Raw genomic sequence first — 17,955 nt, forward strand, 5'->3', positions numbered from 1 at the left:
GGCTCTGCACGCCGTGAATGGCGGTCACGATCATGTTGCCGCCCGCCTGCACATCCTGAAACGCCAGGGTGGCGATCAGGGCGTTCTTGTTCAGGTTGGTGCGGTAGTCCTCGTTCAGCGTCTCGGCGCTGGTCGACAGCTTGCGTACCTCATCGGCGACCACGGCAAAGCCACGCCCGGACTCACCGGCACGGGCCGCCTCGATGGCCGCATTGAGCGACAGAATGGCGATCTGCCCGACGATGCCCTTAAAGTCGCCGATCTGCTTCTGCATGATCTTGTTGTGCACCATGATGCCGTTCATGCCTTCATGCCAACGGTCGATGGTGGCGGTGATATCCAGCAGTTCCTGTACGGCTTTCTCGACCAGATTCAGGCGCTTGGCCATCTCGTTCAAGCTGCTTTGGCGCGCGCCCTTGAGCTGGGCGATTTCCTGCTCCAGCGCCTGGCGGGTGTGCTGGTATTCCTGCGCCTGCGCATCCAGCTCCTGCGCGGCCTGCTGTTGATGCTGCGCCTGTGCCTGCTCGAGCACGGCGAGCTGCTCACGGCTCTGTTGCTGGTACTCCTCGAGCACCTCGGGCATCAGCATCGTACGCCGCAATGCTTCGCTGTCATCCAGTTGCCGCTGCAGCGCCGCCAAGGCTCGAGCATGCCGGCCGCGTAGCACCCAGAGCACCACGCCGAGCACCAGCGACAGAAGAACAAGGTTGATCACGTTGAACAGGGCATTGCCATCGGTAACGCTTGAACCGGTAACGGCAAGCGTGCCCACGGCGCTGTTCAGAGAAGGCAGACTGAAAGAGGAAGCACTGAGCGATAACGACATAGGTGATCTCGGCACATGCATTCAGTTCGGTTCGGTGTGAACCACCACCGACCACTTCCAGCCGACATCATCCCTTATGCCTCTGCGTCTCCGCGCATTCGACATTCGTTCGGTCTGCATGCCAAAACGAATGCCTGGCTGGTACCACTATGGATAGGTATCTGCTGCGTGCGGGCAAACTTGAAGGCGCCGGCAACCGCTCGATCCCATCCCTTGTTTTCCCGAGCCTATCCCCCTGCCATCACAAAATCCATCAGAAAAATGGCAGATTGATATCACCCCACAACTTGAATACGCATTCCTTTCGCGACCACTAAGTCACCACGTTTCGAGCCTCGCCGGAGAGCCGCATTGCAGAGCGTTTTGTACAGCTCCGCAGTCGCTCAACCCCTTACTCGGCGCCAGCTGCGGGAATTTTCATCGCTGCCGAGGCCTGTCAGCGACACGAGCCTAAGACAGGTGATTTTTAGCCTTCAGATAACCGCGAAAATGGTCCTCGGGGACGCAATAGTTATCCCGTAGACTCAATCAAACGCTTGCTTGGATTGCGCTTTCCAGTCGCTTTAGGCAGCATCCGGGTAACCCACTGGCACAGCATCTGCAGTGCTACCCAGTCACGTCACTACTCTCCGAGGCCTACCATGCGCATCGTCCAAGCCACTCTGGAGCACCTGGACCTGCTGACTCCGTTGTTCATCAAATACCGCGAGTTCTATGGCGAACTACCGTTGCCGGACTCCTCACGCAAATTCCTGCACAACCGCCTCAAGCGCAAGGAATCGGTGATCTACCTGGCGCTGGCCGACGATGAAGACAAGGCCCTCGGTTACTGCCAGCTGTTCCCCAGCTATTCCTCGCTGTCGCTCAAGCGCGTGTGGATTCTCAACGATATCTTCGTCGCCGAAGACGCTCGCCGCATGCTGGTCGCCGACCACCTGCTGCAAACCGCCAAGCAGATGGCCAAGAGCACCAACGCGGTGCGTATGCGCACGGCATCCAGCGTCAATTTCGAAGCCGCGCACAAAACCTACGAATCGATCGGGTTCCGCGAGGACACCCAGTTCAAGAACTTCGTCCTGGAATTGGGCGAAGACTGAGCCCTGCCGGCGCCCCGTATCCTCGGGGCGCCGTAACATCTCCACATCTGCTTCCCGACACCCGTCCGCCGAAACGCTGCCATGCCCGGTATAATCCCGGCTCGTTTTACGCTATGGGTGATAAATGGAACTCAACCTGATCGACCTTATCCTGCATCTCGACACCTATCTCGAGATGCTCGTACGTACCTACGGCGTCTGGATCTACGCCATCCTGTTCTTGGTGATCTTTTGCGAAACCGGCCTGGTGGTCACACCCTTCCTGCCGGGTGACTCCCTGCTGTTCATCGCCGGCGCCATGTGTGCCACTGGCAGCATGGATCCGCTATTGCTTGGCGGCCTGCTGATGATCGCGGCGATCAGCGGCGACAGCCTCAACTACCTGATCGGGCGAACCAGCGGCGAAAAGCTGTTCCGCAACCCGGACTCGAAGATCTTCCGCCGCGACTACCTGCTGCGCACTCAGGCGTTCTATGCCAAGCATGGCGGCAAGACCATCTGCCTGGCGCGCTTCCTGCCGATCTTCCGCACCTTCGCCCCGTTCGTGGCCGGCGTGGGTCACATGCACTACCCGCGTTTCCTGGCGTTCAGCGTATTCGGCACCATTCTCTGGGTCGGCGGCCTGGTCGGCCTGGGCTACTTCTTCGGCAACGTGCCGTTCATCAAGCAGAACCTGTCGCTGCTGGTCATCGCCATCATCCTGCTGTCGATCCTGCCGATGCTGATCGGGTTCGTCCGCCACCGCCTGCAAGCGATGGCCGACCGTCGGGACGCCAACTCGGCGGGCTGAACCATGTGGTCATTCCGCGCCTGGCGTCAGGCCCGCATCCTCGCTCGCGCCCCCTACACCCGGCATCATTGGGCTCAGGTGCGCGAACGGCTGGCGATCCTCGACGGCCTGAACGCAGATGAGGATCAGCGCCTGTTCCAGCGCGCCGTGCTGTTCCTGCATCACAAGCACCTGACCGCCCTGCCCGGCGTTCACCTCGACGACAGCGACCGCCTGACCCTCGCCGCCCTGGCCGAGCTGCCCCTGCTGCACCTCGCCGACCTCAACTGGTACCAGGGCTTTCACGAACTGGTGCTGTACCCGGACGATTTCGTCAGCCCGCAGCGCCACCGCGATGCCAGCGGCGTCGAGCATGAATGGGACGGCGAACACAGTGGCGAAGCCTGGCTGCAAGGCCCGGTCATCCTGGCCTGGCCGGGCGTGCAGGCCAGTGGTGGATGGGATGGCTACAACCTGGTGATCCACGAACTGGCGCACAAGCTGGACATGCTCAACGGCGACGCCAATGGCCTGCCGCCGTTGCACCGCAACATGCGCATCGAAGACTGGGCCAGCGCCATGCAGTCAGCCTACGAGCAGATGAACAGCCTCCTCGATGCCGATCCCGAGGCACAGACCGCGCTCGATCCCTACGCTGCCGAGAACCCGGCCGAGTTCTTCGCCGTGACCAGCGAATACTTCTTCAGTGCGCCGGATTTGCTGAACGAGGCCTTTCCTGCGGTGTACAGCCAACTCGCCGCTTTTTACCGACAGGACCCACTGAGCCGCCTGCGCACCCTGCAAGCCAAACACCCGGCCTACCAGGAACCGCTGAACGCAGAACAAAGCACGACCAAAGGCTGAGTGAGCGGCCGTAGTAACCACGCCGGAATGCGCCTATAATCCGCCCACTTTTTTTGGCCCAACCTGGGGTGCCCACCATGAGCTACAGCAAAGTCCCGGCCGGCAAAGACGTGCCGAACGACATCTACGTCGCCATCGAGATTCCGGCCAACCACGCGCCGATCAAATACGAGATCGATCACGACACCGATTGCCTGTTCGTCGACCGTTTCATGGCCACGCCAATGTTCTACCCGGCCAACTACGGTTTCATCCCGCACACCCTGGCTGACGACGGCGATCCCCTGGACGTGCTGGTCGTGACGCCCTACCCGGTCGCGCCGGGCTCGGTCATCCGCTGCCGTCCGGTTGGCGTACTGAACATGACCGACGAAGCCGGTGGCGACGCCAAACTGATCGCCGTACCGCACGACAAGCTGACTCAGTTGTACGTCGACATCAAGGAATACACCGATCTGCCCGCCCTCCTGCTGGAGCAGATCAAGCACTTCTTCGAGAACTACAAGGATCTCGAGAAAGGCAAATGGGTCAAGGTCGAAGGCTGGGGCAACGCCGACGAAGCCCGCGCAGCAATTCTGAAGGCGGTTGCGGCTTATCAAAAATAAGCCAATACCACCCCCTGAAAGCCGGCCACAAGCCGGCTTTTTTATTGCCCGAAGAAATCCGTAGAAGCCCCATAAGCTAGATTCTACGGGCATCCAAGCGTACCACCCGTCTCATTACATCCAACGAGAACCCACTAAATCCCACCTCAGGGTGTGGGTCGGGAATCAGTAGACCACTACATTTGTTGCAGCGATCCGGAAAAAGATGAGCGCGGGTGGATTGGGAAGTTTCAACAGGTAAAAGTGGACAGCCATTCATGTAATCGCTGCGATTAGAACCTGGCTACCAGTTTGCCCGCACCTAGGACAGCCAATTTTCAAGCGATGCAGAGTTTTCCGCAGTTCCCGGAAACGGACGTCAGTGAAAGGCAGCTACCGGCCCAGAGTGTGTAAAAACGCCCAGAGCCCTTACTATGATTTCTGAGAATTTCATCGCAAGGGAAACCCATGAAACGGTTTATCCAGGGTGAACACCGGAGCCAAAGCACCTTACTGCCTGAAAGCCTCGACGACTACGTCAGTGATACCAATTCGGTGCGCGTAGTTGATGTCTTCGTCGATGAACTCGACCTAGCAACGCTAGGGTTTGATGGCGCAATTTCCACCGACACTGGCCGACCTGCCTACCATCCCGCTGCCCTGCTGAAGATCTATATTTACGGCTATCTGAACCGCATCCAATCCAGCCGACGCCTTGAGCGAGAAGCTCAGCGCAATGTCGAGCTGATGTGGCTAACCGGGTGTTTGATGCCCGACTTCAAGGCCATCGCCAACTTTCCAGCAAAGCTATTCGTGGCGTGTGCCGCTAGTTCGTTGTGCTGTGCCAGCAACTGGGGTTGTTTAGCGAAGACCTGATGGCATCGATGGCAGCAAATTCAAAGCGGTAAATAATCGCGACCGCAACTCCACGAGTGCCAAACTGAAGCGGCGCATGAAGGAAATCGAGTCGAGCATTAACCGCTACTTAGCCTCGCTTGATGCGGCTGATCGGCAAATGCCAGCTGCCTCTGAGCCAGATACGGCACGCTTGGAAGAGAAGATCGAAAACCTCAAAGCACAGATGAAAGAGCTTCAGGGGATTGAATCTCAGCTCAACGATTCGCCTGACAAACAGGCCTCTCTTACCGACCCGGATGCCCGTTCGATGATGACGCGCGGCAGCGGAATCATCGGTTACAACGTGCAGACAGCGGCCGATACCCAGCATCAATCTGCAAACAGTAGGTATCCAAGCCTATGCGATTTCGGATTGCCCCAAACCAGCGCCGGAACTGAACACCTAAAACTCATAACGCAAGCGTAATTCCGCCGTCTGCGCCGTATAACCGGAAGCCGCCTCGACGGTGTATCGCGCAGCCACTGAAAGGTTGTCCTTGCTCGTGAGGGTTGCCGCCAGGGCCATGATGCCCGTATCGCTGTTCGGGATTGAACTGCGCGTCGTAAAGCTGGTGCTGCCGCTGGTGTCGATTGCGTAATTGGCAACTGAACGCAGTCGCGTATCCCTGTGTTCATGACGCCAAGTCAGTTGCACAGACGGTTCTATACGGCCATAGGATGTATCAAATGACCGTTCCAGCTTAGCCCCCAGATCGCTGGTCAATGAATAGCTCTTGCTTGATTCCACTGACAGCGCAGCACCCGCACCACCGCTTTCGGTATAGCCATCCTGCTTGAGCCTGCTGTAATTGAGGCCGGCAATCGGCGTCAACACGGTTTGTTCATCCAGGCGGATCGGATAACCGACTTGCGTCGACAGCACAGATTGCAAGCCGTTGTAATCGCCATTGGCGACACCATTGACCCCAGTGAAGTTAATCAGACGCCTGGTATCGTATTTATGCTGTACCACACCGCCCGATAGATTCAGATACCAGTCGTCGGCCGTGTAGCTGGCATAGGGAATCAGGCCATAGGACTTCACGTTGACCGAACTGCCAGAGTTGTCATCCCTGCCGTCGACAGACGTATTGGCATAACTGATCAGGCCACCGACACGCCACGCATCATTGATCTGGTGGTCACTGCCGAACAGCAGGCCGTTGTAGTCGGCGCTATAGCCGGAGGTGCTGTCATGCTGATCCTGAGTGGCTTTACCCCCGAATGCCTGGCCCCACAACGCAGTATCGCTGGCGCTTTCGCCGGTAGCCACACCGCTGCCCCCTAGCGCCTGCGCAGTTCGCAAGCCATCCAGGCGTGCGCTAGACACATTGAGCACCATCTGTGTGGGCGCCGTCGACGCCTGGCTCCCCGCCATCGCGCCCCAGGCCGGGCTTAACTGCGCACCGGCGCGGTTGGCTTCGACAGTCGAGCCGATCGCTGCAGACGCGTTGAAAACGTTGAGCAGACTAGCGTCGGTGCCGTTGTAGTTGAACAGTCCGGAAATCGCCGAGATGGCGTTCGGCGTGGTTGCCTGAATTGATGGTGAAGTGCTACCGCCTGACTCAAGTGTCAGCAACAGATTGCTGGTGTTACCCTCGATCAGCGTGCTGCCTGTGACGCTGCCGCCATAGCCGGAAGCCGAATAGAGCAAATCGGAGGCATTGTAGTTTGTACCGTTGGTAGCGGCCTGCACCACCACATAGCGCTGCCCGACAGCAAAACCGTAGCTATTGAGCGCCTTGAGCGAGACGCTCGAACCACTCGCAATAGTTGCTGCACCACTCACAACCAGACGGCCGTAGCCGGTATCTGAAGTCGCCCCGTTACTCACAGCCGAGTCGCCAACACCGATCAACAATGTTGCCGGCGCCGCCTGAGCGTAATTGCCAGTGATATTAATCTGATTATTGACTTGCAGCGTCGCACCGGCATTGCTGACAGTATTGGAGCCAACGCTGACGTTGTCATTGAGCAACAGGTTGCCGGAGTTGAAGCGCACGCTGGCATTGTTACTGGAGATATTCCCGACGCTGGCGCTGTCAATATTGCCACTAACATTGGTCAGAATACCAAATGTCGAGCCACTGCCGCCATTGATGATTAAATCTCTGCTACTGCCGTTATAGATCGTGCCAGCAATCAAGCCACTGTTGGCAATCGGGCCTAGAGTGCCACTGCCCGCGTTGTAAACCGCATAACCGCTACTGGATATGGTTCCGCTGTTATCCACCGCACTTATAGTGCCGGCGTTGCCGATACCACCTGTAGCTCCAGTGATGAGGCCGGTATTGATCAGGCTGCCTATGGTGCCATTAGTGCTGGCGCCGACACCGACGTTGGTCGTTCCTGTGATGCTGCCAGCATTGGTCAAGGTGTTAACGCTCACCGTGCCAGAGGGGGTCAGATTACCAAGCAGGATGGCGGTGCCACCTTCAATGGTACCGGTATGGGTGTTCTCAAATGTTGTGATGCCACTGTTGTTATCGGACTGAACGCCATAACTGGTGCCGGTAATAGCCCCGCTATTCGTAAGGCTTGCGATAGTGCCAGTGTTCTTGATGCCAATATTCGCGCCAGTGATGCGGCCTGTGTTGCTGTTGGTCAGCGTCGATACAGTGCCAGCATTGCTAATGCCGATTCCGCCAGAGATTACATTGCTGTTAGTCAGCGCTGTGATTAAGTCATTGTTCTGAATGCCCGCCACTGTTCCAGAAATAGTTCCGGCGGTATTATTGGTCAGCGACTTGATAGTGCCATTGTTACTGATTCCCTCTGTGTTACTGATAATCCTATTGTTATTCACAACAACCAGTGAGCTTGCACTGTTTAACAAGGCTGGCGCGTCTGTGCCCTCAAGCAGGCCGTTGTTGGTCAAGATAGCTGCAGAGTTAAGTGCCGTTACGGGCGCAGAACCGGTTGACGAGAGTGTTCCAGCACTGGTCAGCGTCAGATCTCCGCCTGTCCAAGTTACACACCCTGTCGTCCCGGTCACGGTTGAGTTGGTATTAAGGTGAATACAAGCTGCGTAGGCATCCGTAGTAGTTAGCAACGAAATCGCCGCCCCTACCGATAAGCCCAGAATGTCACGCTTCCTCGCTGCAACTGCAACTGCAACTGCAACTGGTTTTATTTTTTTTGACATCCTTGCTTCCTGATATTTTCTTATTTTGCAACAACTGCACCAGCTGTTTGCCTAGACGGCAGTGCTACTTAATAAGGGCTTACTGGTTATGCACCTAGAAGCCTGTGTTTTCTTTAAGAAGTTCGTCAACGATAAAGTAGATACAAACCCGACCCCTCACTTGATGGGCATAGGCCTTTGGCGGCCGGGTATACACGTACATAAGCATGCCAAAAATACAGTCAACAAACAAACCTCAAATAGCACATAGCCAGCACATCGTAGCGCTCACGCTATAGACTCAGCCATGAAGCCTTTTCACGCCACCCTGAAAACTTAAGATTGAGGCGTTCAAGCTAATGAGCCAACAACAGTTGCATACCGCACAGGTGGCTGGGTGCTGGGGTATGCCTTCGCCCCTTTTATGTCTAAGGCAGGCACCACACTGCACCAATAGCGCCTACCGACAAACCTCTGGGCGATTGGGCCTAACCTAGATACTCTCCGAGCGCGTACACGGCTCTCGGCCAGACTCGAGCAACCTATAAGCCCGCTGCTGCTACCGACGTGAAATAGGCCAACAAGCACAAGCCGCTCCGCCGTAACAATTGCGATGTGCTGCGGCCACTCACCGAGCGTTGCAGCCTCTATTTGCAGATGGAGTAAAGGCAGCCTGCGTGTTTAGGCCTTGCGTAACATCGAGTCATCACGTTTGGCGCTTGACTCAGACGCTGTTTGCAACTGCAAAATTAAGGCCTATCACCCTCTTCAGGCGCAGGCCACATAATCCAGTCTGTAGGTAATTTGATTTTCATTTCCGGGGCGCATCTTGAGTACTAACAACCCAACTGTTTCGCAACCACTGACGATTGCTCAAGCCTTGGAACTGGCCAATGCTCACTGGAATGCAGGGCAAGCGGCGCAGGCCGAACAGCTCTGTTTACAAATACTCCAAGTGGCGCCCTTACAAGCTGATGCCCTGAACCTTTTGGGGATGATGATGCTTGCCTACGGCAAGCTGGATATGGCGCTCGACTATATAGGTAAAGCCAGCCAGTCACCTGATGCGCCGGCAGCCATTCATAGCAACTTGGCCGAGCTTTACCGTCAAAAAGGTTTGTTGGTCAACGCCGAACAAGCCGCGCGCCGAGCCGTAGAGAAAGAGCCAACATTTGTTGCGGCATGGACCAATCTAGGGATTATCTTGCAAGAGACTGGAAAGTTCGGTGCCAGCCTCGAGTGCCTTAACTGTGTTACATCCTTGCAGCCGGACAATGCTGAAGCGCACAACAATCTGGCCAACACCTACAAGTTCCTGGGGGATCTGAGCAACGCTAAGCACAGTTATCAACGCGCCTTAGAGTTGCGCCCAGATTACGCGGTGGTGCACAGCAATCTCGCGGTTCTGCTCAACGACTTGGGCCAGATTGATGAAGCTGTGGCTTCTGCCAAGCGGGCGATCGATCTCAACCCGCAACTGGCAGATGCCTACTTAAATCTGGCGCAGATCGAGTTGTCGCGCATGCGTTATGCCGAGGCCCAGCACTGGGTCAATTCAATCTTGGGGTTTTCACCACAGCATGTCGGCGCGCTCACGGCACAAGCCCATCTGATGGTAGTCAGTGAGCGTTATCAGGAAGCCGTCACCAGTGCCCGCCAGGCCTTGACGATTGCCCCAGACAGGGCCAGTACACATAAGACTCTGGGCAGCGCATTGCATGCGCTAGGGCAGCATGCAGAGGCAGAGCAAGCGTACCTCCGAGCCGCCGAGTTACCTGGCACGGTCGCCGAGGAAGCCTTGGTTGCGCGCGCCATTTTACTGCTGGAAATCGGTGATAAGGACGCAGCAACGGCTGCTTTTGAGCAAGCGTTGGCGCGCTTTCCTGATTCGCCGCGAGTTATAGCTGCGCGTTGCGATAACAAATTCTATCGGGAGGGAGACCCCGATATTGCGATCATGGAAGCGGCGTTAGCAGGCGAACCAACACCACCGGTTCATGAACAAATGATGCTGCACTTTTCGCTTGGCAAAGCGTATCTGGATATCAGTGATTCGGATCGCGCTTTTTCCCATATGAACCGTGGTAATGCGTTTAAACGGGCGTCGTTCAGTTACGATGCCGCACAAACCAGCGCATGGATGCAAGATATTGCCGCGGCTTTCACACCGGCATTGATCGATCGATTCAAGGGCGCTGGCGTGGACTCGAAACGACCGATCTTCATTATCGGCATGCCACGCTCTGGCACGACATTGATTGAGCAGATTTTGGCATCACATCCCGACGCTTACGGCGCTGGGGAATTACACGCACTGGGCCAGGCAGTGGCACGTGCAGGCAGTTTCCCCAATGGCCTGACGCATTGGAGCAATAGAGACCTTGCTCAAATCGCCGGTGATTACCTTGAGCAGATAGATCGCTTAGCGCCGGATGCCTTGCGGGTGATCGATAAGCTGCCGGGAAACTTCCTCTATGCCGGATTGATTCCACTGCTATTGCCCGGCGCGCGCATCATCCATTGCCGCCGCGATCCAGTTGATACGTGCTTGTCTTGCTACAGCAAGAATTTTGCCGGCGAGCAGTTATTCGCTTATCAGTTGGATGAGCTGGGTCAGTTCTACCGTGACTATCAAGTGCTGATGGCGCACCTGCGCCAAATACTGCCGCTGGATCAGTTCATCGAGGTTGACTATGAAGCGGTGGTTGACGACCTAGAAGGCCAGGCGCGCCGGCTGATCGACTTCATTGATCTGCCCTGGAACGATACCTGCTTAGCCTTCCACGAAACCCGCCGCATGATACGCACAGCCAGCGTGGCTCAGGTACGCCAGCCAATCTACACCTCATCTAAAGGCCGCTGGCACCAGCACACAGCCCACCTAGCCCCCTTATTAGCCGCACTGGGCATGGAGCAGGTATGAACCCAGCAACAATAGATCTCGAAGCCGTTCACCAGCAAACCAACCTGCTGCTGCAAGCCGAACGCTGGCCCGAGGCCGAAGTCATGCTGCGCCAGGCGATGGCCTCCGGCTCTGGGCCCATTCCCTTGTGGCGCCAGTTGTATGTTGCGTTTCGCCAGCAGGGCAAAATCCTTGAGGCGACTCAGGTGCTGGACATGATCGCGCAGGCCACACCTGGCGACTTAGATACACGCTTCGATCTCTCCGAGATGCTGTTGCTGCAGGGCGAATTCACCCGGGGCTGGAGCGAATACCGCTTCCGCTACAGGCTTGAGCACACCCGCATGCTCGAACGCCATATCCACAAGCCTCGCTGGGAAGGGCAGCAAATCGAAGGTAAGACCCTGCTGATTTATAGTGAACAAGGTTTTGGTGACACCTTTCAGTTCTTGCGGTTGGTGGAGCGCGCACGCCAGCAAAGCGGCGCACAGATTATTCTTGAAGTGAATCCTGAGTGTTATCCGCTAGCGCGCAGGCTTAGCGGCCATGATCAGTTGCTGGAGCAAGGTACTCTGCCGCCGCCCTTCGACTTCCATTGCGAACTCATGAGCCTGCCGATGGCACTCGGTTTGCAGCTGGAGCAACTGCCGGGAACCATGCCGTATCTGCTTGCCGATCCAGCGCGGCTGGAAAAATGGCGGGCACGTTTGGCCGACCTACCGCGCCCACTGGTAGGCTTGGTCTGGGCTGGCAGACCTGAAAACAGCAACGACAAACGCCGCTCGATGACGCTTGCCGACCTTGCGCCGCTAGCGCAAGAGGGCATTACCTTCTTGGCACTGCAAAAGGGGCCCGCAGCAGCACAAGCCGCCACGCCGCCATCGGGCATGTCGCTGTTATCACTAAGCGACGAAATTCAAGATTTCGACGACACCGCTGCCATTCTGAGCTTAATTGACACACTAATTTCAGTGGACTCCTCTCCGGTCCATTTGGCCGGGGCGCTTGGTCGCCCTGCTTGGGTTTTACTGCCTTTCGTGCCTTGCTGGCGCTGGCTGCTGCAGCGTGACGACTCGCCTTGGTATCCCAGCCTGCGCCTGTTTCGCCAACCTGCTTATGGGCAATGGCAAACCGTCATACAAAATGTTGCCATGGCATTGAAAGAATTAAAGGTCACGGCCTGATGCGGCCAGCCCTTCCCCGCGAGGGGATGATGTATGGTACCCCCTAAGCACGCTGTGCTATCTGGCTCTCGCGGTGTGCCTGAGTAGTCTTGGCGGCTGTGCTAGAAACCTGCAACAGCGGGCCGATACTCTGGCGCAACCGGGCGTCGAAGCGTGGCCAAGGGCCAAATAGACCAAGACTGAACTGCACCTCCAGCAACAGGCAGCGAGGATATTGCAGGCTGACCTGAGCGTTGAGGCCATAGGCCCAGGCCGCCAGAAAGCCTTGCCAGCGCTCGATCTCCGCCAGGTCGCAATCGACGGAGACAAACTCGTTCGTCAGCGCCTGGGCTGCCGTGAGTGATTGTCCAGGCTTCAGGCCGAGCGCTCGAGCAGCCGGATTGAGTGCTTGCAGAACGCGGCGTGGCGACGAGCACACGAGCAACACCAAGAGTGCTTCGCGATCAGCGCACTGGCGCAACACACCGTTCATCGCCAGCTGGGACCGAAGAATGCAGGCCCAGAGCATATTCAACTCACTGCCAGATGGCCGGAATCGGGCGCACAGCAGCCAGGCCCCCACGACACTTGAGCACCCGTATCTGTGCTGGACATGCGTCGATAGCCAGGCGCACAGCAGCGGGTGATTTACACCACTTTTTTTGACATCCCCCTACCGCACCTACAGCACAGTCACCAAGCAGTTCTCGACAGGCTTGTAGCCACCCAAGCCCCGCTACCCTGTGGTCTCTCGTACGACCTGAGCGTGGCAACGCATGAATGATTCCGCCCCTCAATCGTTACCCTGCACCCACTCTCGCAAAAGACGACCTACCGGACAGGTTTGTTGACGGAAAAGATTACGAGCCCTTACGATCCATCTGAATGTGATTGGCTGCACAAAAAACCAGCCATGATCAGCCTGCCCCTCTTCTGCTACGTGTCAGTGTCGTTGAGTGCAGGACAGCGGATGTCAGCACACTTCCCACCTGAGCCTTCCATGGTTGCCACCGTTATCCTCAGCATGCTCTGCGTGCACCTGTTCTGCTTCAGCGTGATGTTCCTGCTGATCAGTACCCGGCTGCATGGAAAGCGAATGGGCATGGGCATTTTTGCCCTTGGCAATCTCCTGCTCGGTTGCGCATATATGTTGCAACTGGTGGATGGCCCTTCGGGTTGGAGTCTCAGCAGTGTCGTCAACCACACGCTGACGCTCTGTGCGCCGGTCGCCTATGCGCTCGGTGCCATGCGTTTCTTCAATCGCCCGACACCTGTGTGGACCCCGTTGCTGGCGTTGGCCATCTTCTACACCGGCGCCCAAGTGCTGGTGGAGTGGACGCTGGGCTCGGAGGCGCGCCATGCCCTGCTGGCGGGCGCATGTGCCCTGCTCTTCCTGCTGATGACGGTTGCCGCTCTGCTCGGAACGCATACCTTTGCCAGGGATCTTCCCGTCGAAATGAGCGTATTCGCCATCCTGATCGGTGGCATCTGTGCGCTGAACCTGGCCAAACTGGTGATGATTCTTACCGGCGGGCTGGCCGCGCTCGACATGAACAGCTCGTTCCAGATGGCGTTCTACATCTATATGTCGTTCCTCGGTACCGTGCTGCCGCCCGCCGCTGTCTGGCTCGTCTTGCGCCGCCTCACCGACGCCCTGCACGACCTGGCCATCCATGATCCGCTCACGCACCTGTTGAATCGGCGCGGCATGGTCAGCGGCCTGGAAACGCATTTCCGCTCGCGAACGGCGCAGCCGGCCTATCTACTGATCGTCGACATCGATCACTTCAAGCGCATCAACGACAGCCATGGCCACAAGGTCGGCGATCTCGTGCTGGGCCGTGTTGCCGAAATCATCCAGGCCACCGCCCGCCTGAGCGATCTGAAATGCCGGCTGGGTGGGGAAGAGTTCGTGATCGTCTGCCTGGAATCCGATGGACTCGGCGCCATGCACCTGGCCGAGCGCCTGCGTCTGGCCATCGAGCAAACCGACCTGGCCAGCCCTGCTCTGCATCCGCCGATTCGCTGTACGGTGACCATTGGCGTTTCAGACGCCTTTACCAGCTCGCACGCCTTCGACCTGGCCTTGCAACAGGCGGACGCTGCGCTCTATCGGGGCAAGGATGCGGGACGCAATCGCATCGAACAGGTGCTCCATATCAAGCCCCCTGCGCCTGCTACCGCAACCGCCTGACAGCGACCTGGCGGCGACTTGCCAGAACCGCCCCACTGGTCTTCAGTCTCGTTGCAGGGCACCTGCCTTACCCTGCGTGGGCAGTCAGAGCCCTGCGGCCCTGGCGCGCGCCGCGTGCAGTTTCCTGTAGCTGTCGATCAGGCGCTGGTGACGCTCCAGCCCCTCCAGCTGCATGCTGGTTGGCGTCAGCCCGTGGAAGCGCACGCTGCCCTCCAGCGAGCCGAGCACTGCATCCATCCGCTCGTTGCCGAACATGCGGCGGAAGTTGACCTCGTAGTCGGCCATTTCCAGCTCATCATCCAGCACCACCTCCAGCGCCGCGTTGAGCGCCTGGTAGAACAGGCCACGGTCGAGGGTGTTGTCGTTGTACTGGAGGAAGGCCTCGACCAGCTCCTTGGCGTCGTCGAACTTCTTCAGCGCGAGATGGACCAGCAGCTTCAGCTCGAGGATGGTCAACTGGCCCCAGACCGTGTTGTCGTCGAACTCGATACCGATCAGCGTGGTGATGTCGGTGTAGTCATCGAGCTCGGTGTTATCGAGGTTGCGCAGCAGTGACTTGAGCTCGCGATCACTCAGGCGGTGCAGGTTGAGGATGTCCTTGCGGAACAGCAGGGCCTTGTTGGTGTTGTCCCAGATCAGGTCTTCGACCGGATAGATTTCCGAATAGCCCGGCACCAGGATGCGGCAGGCATTGGCGCCCAGGTGGTCGTACACCGCCATGTACACCTCCTTGCCCAGGTCTTCGAGGATGCCGAACAGGGTCGCGGCTTCCTGCTCGTTTGAGTCCGCGCCTTCACCCGAGAAGTCCCACTCGACGAACTCGAAGTCGGCCTTGGCGCTGAAGAAGCGCCACGACACCACACCGCTGGAGTCGATGAAGTGCTCGACGAAGTTGTTCGGTTCGGTCAGCGCATGGCTCTCGAAGGTCGGCTGCGGCAGGTCGTTGAGGCCCTCGAAGCTGCGCCCCTGGAGCAGTTCGGTGAGGCTGCGCTCCAGCGCCACTTCGAAGCTCGGATGAGCGCCGAACGAAGCGAACACGCCACCGGTGCGCGGGTTCATCAGGGTCACGCACATCACCGGAAATTCACCGCCCAGCGAGGCATCCTTGACCAGCACCGGGAAGCCTTGCTCTTCCAGGCCCTGGATGCCGGCGACGATGGCCGGGTACTTGGCCAGCACCGCCTGCGGTACATCGGGTAGCGCCAATTCGCCTTCGAGAATCTCGCGCTTGACCGCGCGCTCGAAGATTTCCGACAGGCACTGCACCTGCGCCTCGGCCAGGGTATTGCCGGCGCTCATGCCGTTGGAGAGGTACAGGTTCTCGATCAGGTTGGACGGGAAGTACACCGTCTCGCCGTCCGACTGGCGCACGAACGGCAGCGAGCAGATGCCGCGCAGGGTGTTGCCGGAGTTGGTGTCGTACAAGTGCGAGCCGCGCAACTCGCCATCCGGGTTGAAGATGGCCAGGCAATGCTCGTCGAGGATCTCCGTCGGCAACGCATCCTTCGGGCCGGGCTTGAACCAGCGCTCCTCCGGGTAATGCACGAACGCCGCATTGGCAATGTCCTCACCCCAGAACTGATCGTTGTAGAAGAAGTTGCAGTTCAGCCGCTCGATGAACTCGCCCAGCGCCGAGGCCAGCGCACTCTCCTTGGTCGAGCCCTTGCCGTTGGTGAAGCACATCGGCGAGTGAGCGTCACGCAGGTGCAGCGACCAGACGTTGGGCACGATATTGCGCCAGGAGGCGATCTCGATCTTCATGCCCAGGCCGGCGAGGATGGCGGACATGTTGGCGATGGTCTGTTCCAGCGGCAGGTCCTTGCCGAGGATGCGCGTGCTGGCGTTGGCATCGACATCCAGCATCAGCAGCGCCTGGGCGTCGGCGTCGAGGTTGTCCACTTCTTCGATGATGAAGTCGGGGCCGGTCTGCACCACCTTCTTCACCGTGCAGCGGTCGATGGAGCGCAGGATGCCCTGGCGGTCCTTGGCCGAGATGTCCGCCGGCAATTCGACCTGGATCTTGAACACCTGCTTGTAGCGGTCTTCCGGGTCGACGATGTTGTTCTGCGACAGGCGGATGTTTTCCGTGGGGATGTTGCGTGTCTGGCAGTACAGCTTGACGAAGTACGCCGCACACAGCGCCGAAGACGCCAGAAAATAATCGAAAGGCCCCGGCGCCGAACCATCGCCCTTGTAGCGGATCGGCTGATCGGCGATCACCGTGAAGTCATCGAACTTGGCTTCGAGACGAAGGTTATCGAGAAAGTTGACCTTGATTTCCATGCGGGCACACCAGAATAACGAGCAAGACGAATGGGCCGGCATTATCCGGGTTTCCAGCAGGAAGTCTTACTCTGTTCGGCATTTACCGCTGATCGGTTCCCCGTGCCTGCCGGCAACGCGGCAGGCCGGTGAACCGTTGTTTGCCCACTGCGCCAGCCCCGAGTCGCCCACCATGCTGACGGCTGACGCGGGCGGCGCTCCCACTCAGCGCTTCGCGGTCAGGTACTGCGCGCAGAAACCGAGGGCACCGTGGCCGGCCTTCTGGGTAACGGCCAGGTCATCCGCCAGGGCGGCAATGTGGCTGGCGCGCAGGCCGGCGCCTTGCAGGGCGTCGCGCCACTGGATCACTGCGTCCAGGTAGACATCCACCGTGGCCTGGATGGTTTCGAAGTTGCCCGACTCGATTTCCTTGATGCTCTTGTGCACCTTGTAGCGCAGCAGGTCGAGCATCTTGTCGGCGAACGCCGCCAGTTGGCCGGCCTGCACGCCCTGGGTCTGGGCGTATGCCGCAGCCTCGAGGAAACCAGCCAGGCCCACGGCGTAGAAGCTCCCGGTCATGGCCGCATCGACGATGCACGGCACCGTGAGCACGTCGCCGGTATAGAGGGTGCCTTCCGGCGCCAGTGGCTTCATGGTCTGTTCGATGGCCGCCCAGATCTCGGGGTTGCCGGAGTACTGAATGGCCGTGTACGGACCGCCGATCAGGTCGGGGTAGGAGGAAATGGCGGCGTTGATGAACAGCCCGCGATTCCCTTCGATGGCCGCGCGGAAACGCTCGCCGTCTTCAGGCATGGCGGTGCTGAGGTTGACCACATAGCGATTGGCCAGGTCGAGTGACGCGGCATTGCGCTCGAACAGGGCCGCGCCATCCGATGCGCTGCTGATGATGGACAGCACGATATCGCTGGCATGCACCGCATCGATGAAGGACGGGGCGAGCGTGGCACCGTTGGCGACGACCCCGGCGGCGGCCTCGGCACGGCCATCCCAGACGGTGACCCGAGTGCCTGCTTTCAGCAGGGTATTCGCGAAGGCAGACCCCATCAGCCCGGTGCCGATGACAGTTACTGTTTTGCTCATGTTATTAGCCTCTTGTATGCCAGCAGAATGGGCCCACCCTGCCCAGTGCGGCACCACCAATCAGTCGCGGGCGCCAGGCAGGATCACCGTTTCATTATGTGAGGGGTGGTGGGCGGTACCTATCCGATTTCGGCAATAGGGAAACCGCCTTGAATAGATGAATAACTCAATA

General features: G+C 58.4%; 10 protein-coding genes and 4 pseudogenes. 8 read left to right on the forward strand and 6 right to left on the reverse strand.

Going from position 1 to position 17,955, the window contains the following annotated elements:
* Positions 1-135: 135 nt before the first annotated feature.
* Positions 136-847: pseudogene (locus tag ACWPW0_RS19275) on the reverse strand (methyl-accepting chemotaxis protein); the annotation flags it as partial.
* 620 nt (positions 848-1,467) lie between these two features.
* Here ACWPW0_RS19275 and ACWPW0_RS19280 point away from each other — a divergent pair.
* From ACWPW0_RS19280 to ACWPW0_RS19300, 5 genes and pseudogenes are all read left to right on the forward strand, one after another.
* A complete protein-coding gene (locus ACWPW0_RS19280) occupies positions 1,468-1,923 on the forward strand; it encodes an N-acetyltransferase family protein (protein ID WP_447594149.1) in 456 nt (151 codons plus the stop codon).
* A gap of 124 nt (positions 1,924-2,047) precedes the next feature.
* Positions 2,048-2,713, forward strand: a complete 666-nt coding sequence (locus tag ACWPW0_RS19285; RefSeq protein ID WP_447594150.1) for a DedA family protein — start codon at positions 2,048-2,050, stop codon at positions 2,711-2,713.
* Positions 2,714-2,716: 3 nt separating this feature from the next.
* Positions 2,717-3,556, forward strand: coding sequence for a M90 family metallopeptidase (locus tag ACWPW0_RS19290; protein WP_454256219.1), 840 nt, complete (start codon positions 2,717-2,719; stop codon positions 3,554-3,556).
* Between the two features lie 77 nt (positions 3,557-3,633).
* Positions 3,634-4,161, forward strand: a complete 528-nt coding sequence (ppa, locus tag ACWPW0_RS19295; protein ID WP_447594154.1) for an inorganic diphosphatase — start codon at positions 3,634-3,636, stop codon at positions 4,159-4,161.
* A gap of 447 nt (positions 4,162-4,608) precedes the next feature.
* Positions 4,609-5,368 (forward strand): annotated as a pseudogene (locus tag ACWPW0_RS19300) (transposase); the annotation flags it as partial.
* A gap of 72 nt (positions 5,369-5,440) precedes the next feature.
* On the opposite strand, the gene ACWPW0_RS19305 reads toward ACWPW0_RS19300, so the two are convergent.
* Complete coding sequence (locus ACWPW0_RS19305) at positions 5,441-8,182, reverse strand: autotransporter outer membrane beta-barrel domain-containing protein (protein ID WP_454256220.1); 2,742 nt, start codon at positions 8,180-8,182, stop codon at positions 5,441-5,443.
* Positions 8,183-8,990: 808 nt separating this feature from the next.
* Between ACWPW0_RS19305 and ACWPW0_RS19310 the strand changes: the two genes are divergently transcribed.
* Both ACWPW0_RS19310 and ACWPW0_RS19315 read left to right on the forward strand, forming a co-directional pair.
* Positions 8,991-11,084 carry a sulfotransferase gene (locus tag ACWPW0_RS19310; protein ID WP_454256221.1) on the forward strand — a complete coding sequence of 698 codons (2,094 nt, stop codon included), beginning with the start codon at positions 8,991-8,993 and terminating at the stop codon, positions 11,082-11,084.
* The gene (locus tag ACWPW0_RS19315) at positions 11,081-12,247 is read left to right on the forward strand and encodes a hypothetical protein (RefSeq protein WP_454256222.1); all 1,167 of its coding nucleotides are present in this window, start codon (positions 11,081-11,083) and stop codon (positions 12,245-12,247) included. The genes ACWPW0_RS19310 and ACWPW0_RS19315 overlap by 4 nt, the downstream gene beginning before the upstream one ends.
* Positions 12,248-12,362: 115 nt before the next feature.
* Here ACWPW0_RS19315 and ACWPW0_RS19320 read toward each other — a convergent pair.
* Both ACWPW0_RS19320 and ACWPW0_RS19325 read right to left on the reverse strand, forming a co-directional pair.
* A pseudogene (locus ACWPW0_RS19320) lies at positions 12,363-12,755 on the reverse strand (DNA polymerase Y family protein); the annotation flags it as partial.
* Positions 12,756-12,762: 7 nt separating this feature from the next.
* Positions 12,763-12,873: pseudogene (locus tag ACWPW0_RS19325) on the reverse strand (translesion DNA synthesis-associated protein ImuA); the annotation flags it as partial.
* A 353-nt stretch (positions 12,874-13,226) separates the two neighbouring features.
* On the opposite strand from ACWPW0_RS19325, the gene ACWPW0_RS19330 reads away from it, so the two are divergent.
* Entirely contained in the window at positions 13,227-14,420 is a 1,194-nt protein-coding gene (locus ACWPW0_RS19330) for a GGDEF domain-containing protein (protein ID WP_454256223.1), read from the forward strand.
* Positions 14,421-14,504: 84 nt separating this feature from the next.
* On the opposite strand, the gene ACWPW0_RS19335 is transcribed toward ACWPW0_RS19330, so the two are convergent.
* Positions 14,505-16,703 carry an OsmC domain/YcaO domain-containing protein gene (locus ACWPW0_RS19335; RefSeq protein ID WP_454256224.1) on the reverse strand — a complete coding sequence of 733 codons (2,199 nt, stop codon included), beginning with the start codon at positions 16,701-16,703 and terminating at the stop codon, positions 14,505-14,507.
* A gap of 204 nt (positions 16,704-16,907) precedes the next feature.
* A complete protein-coding gene (locus tag ACWPW0_RS19340) occupies positions 16,908-17,840 on the reverse strand; it encodes an NAD(P)-binding domain-containing protein (protein ID WP_454256225.1) in 933 nt (310 codons plus the stop codon).
* Positions 17,841-17,955: the final 115 nt, after the last annotated feature.

It is taken from the genome of Pseudomonas sp. Marseille-Q8238, from assembly GCF_965111915.1.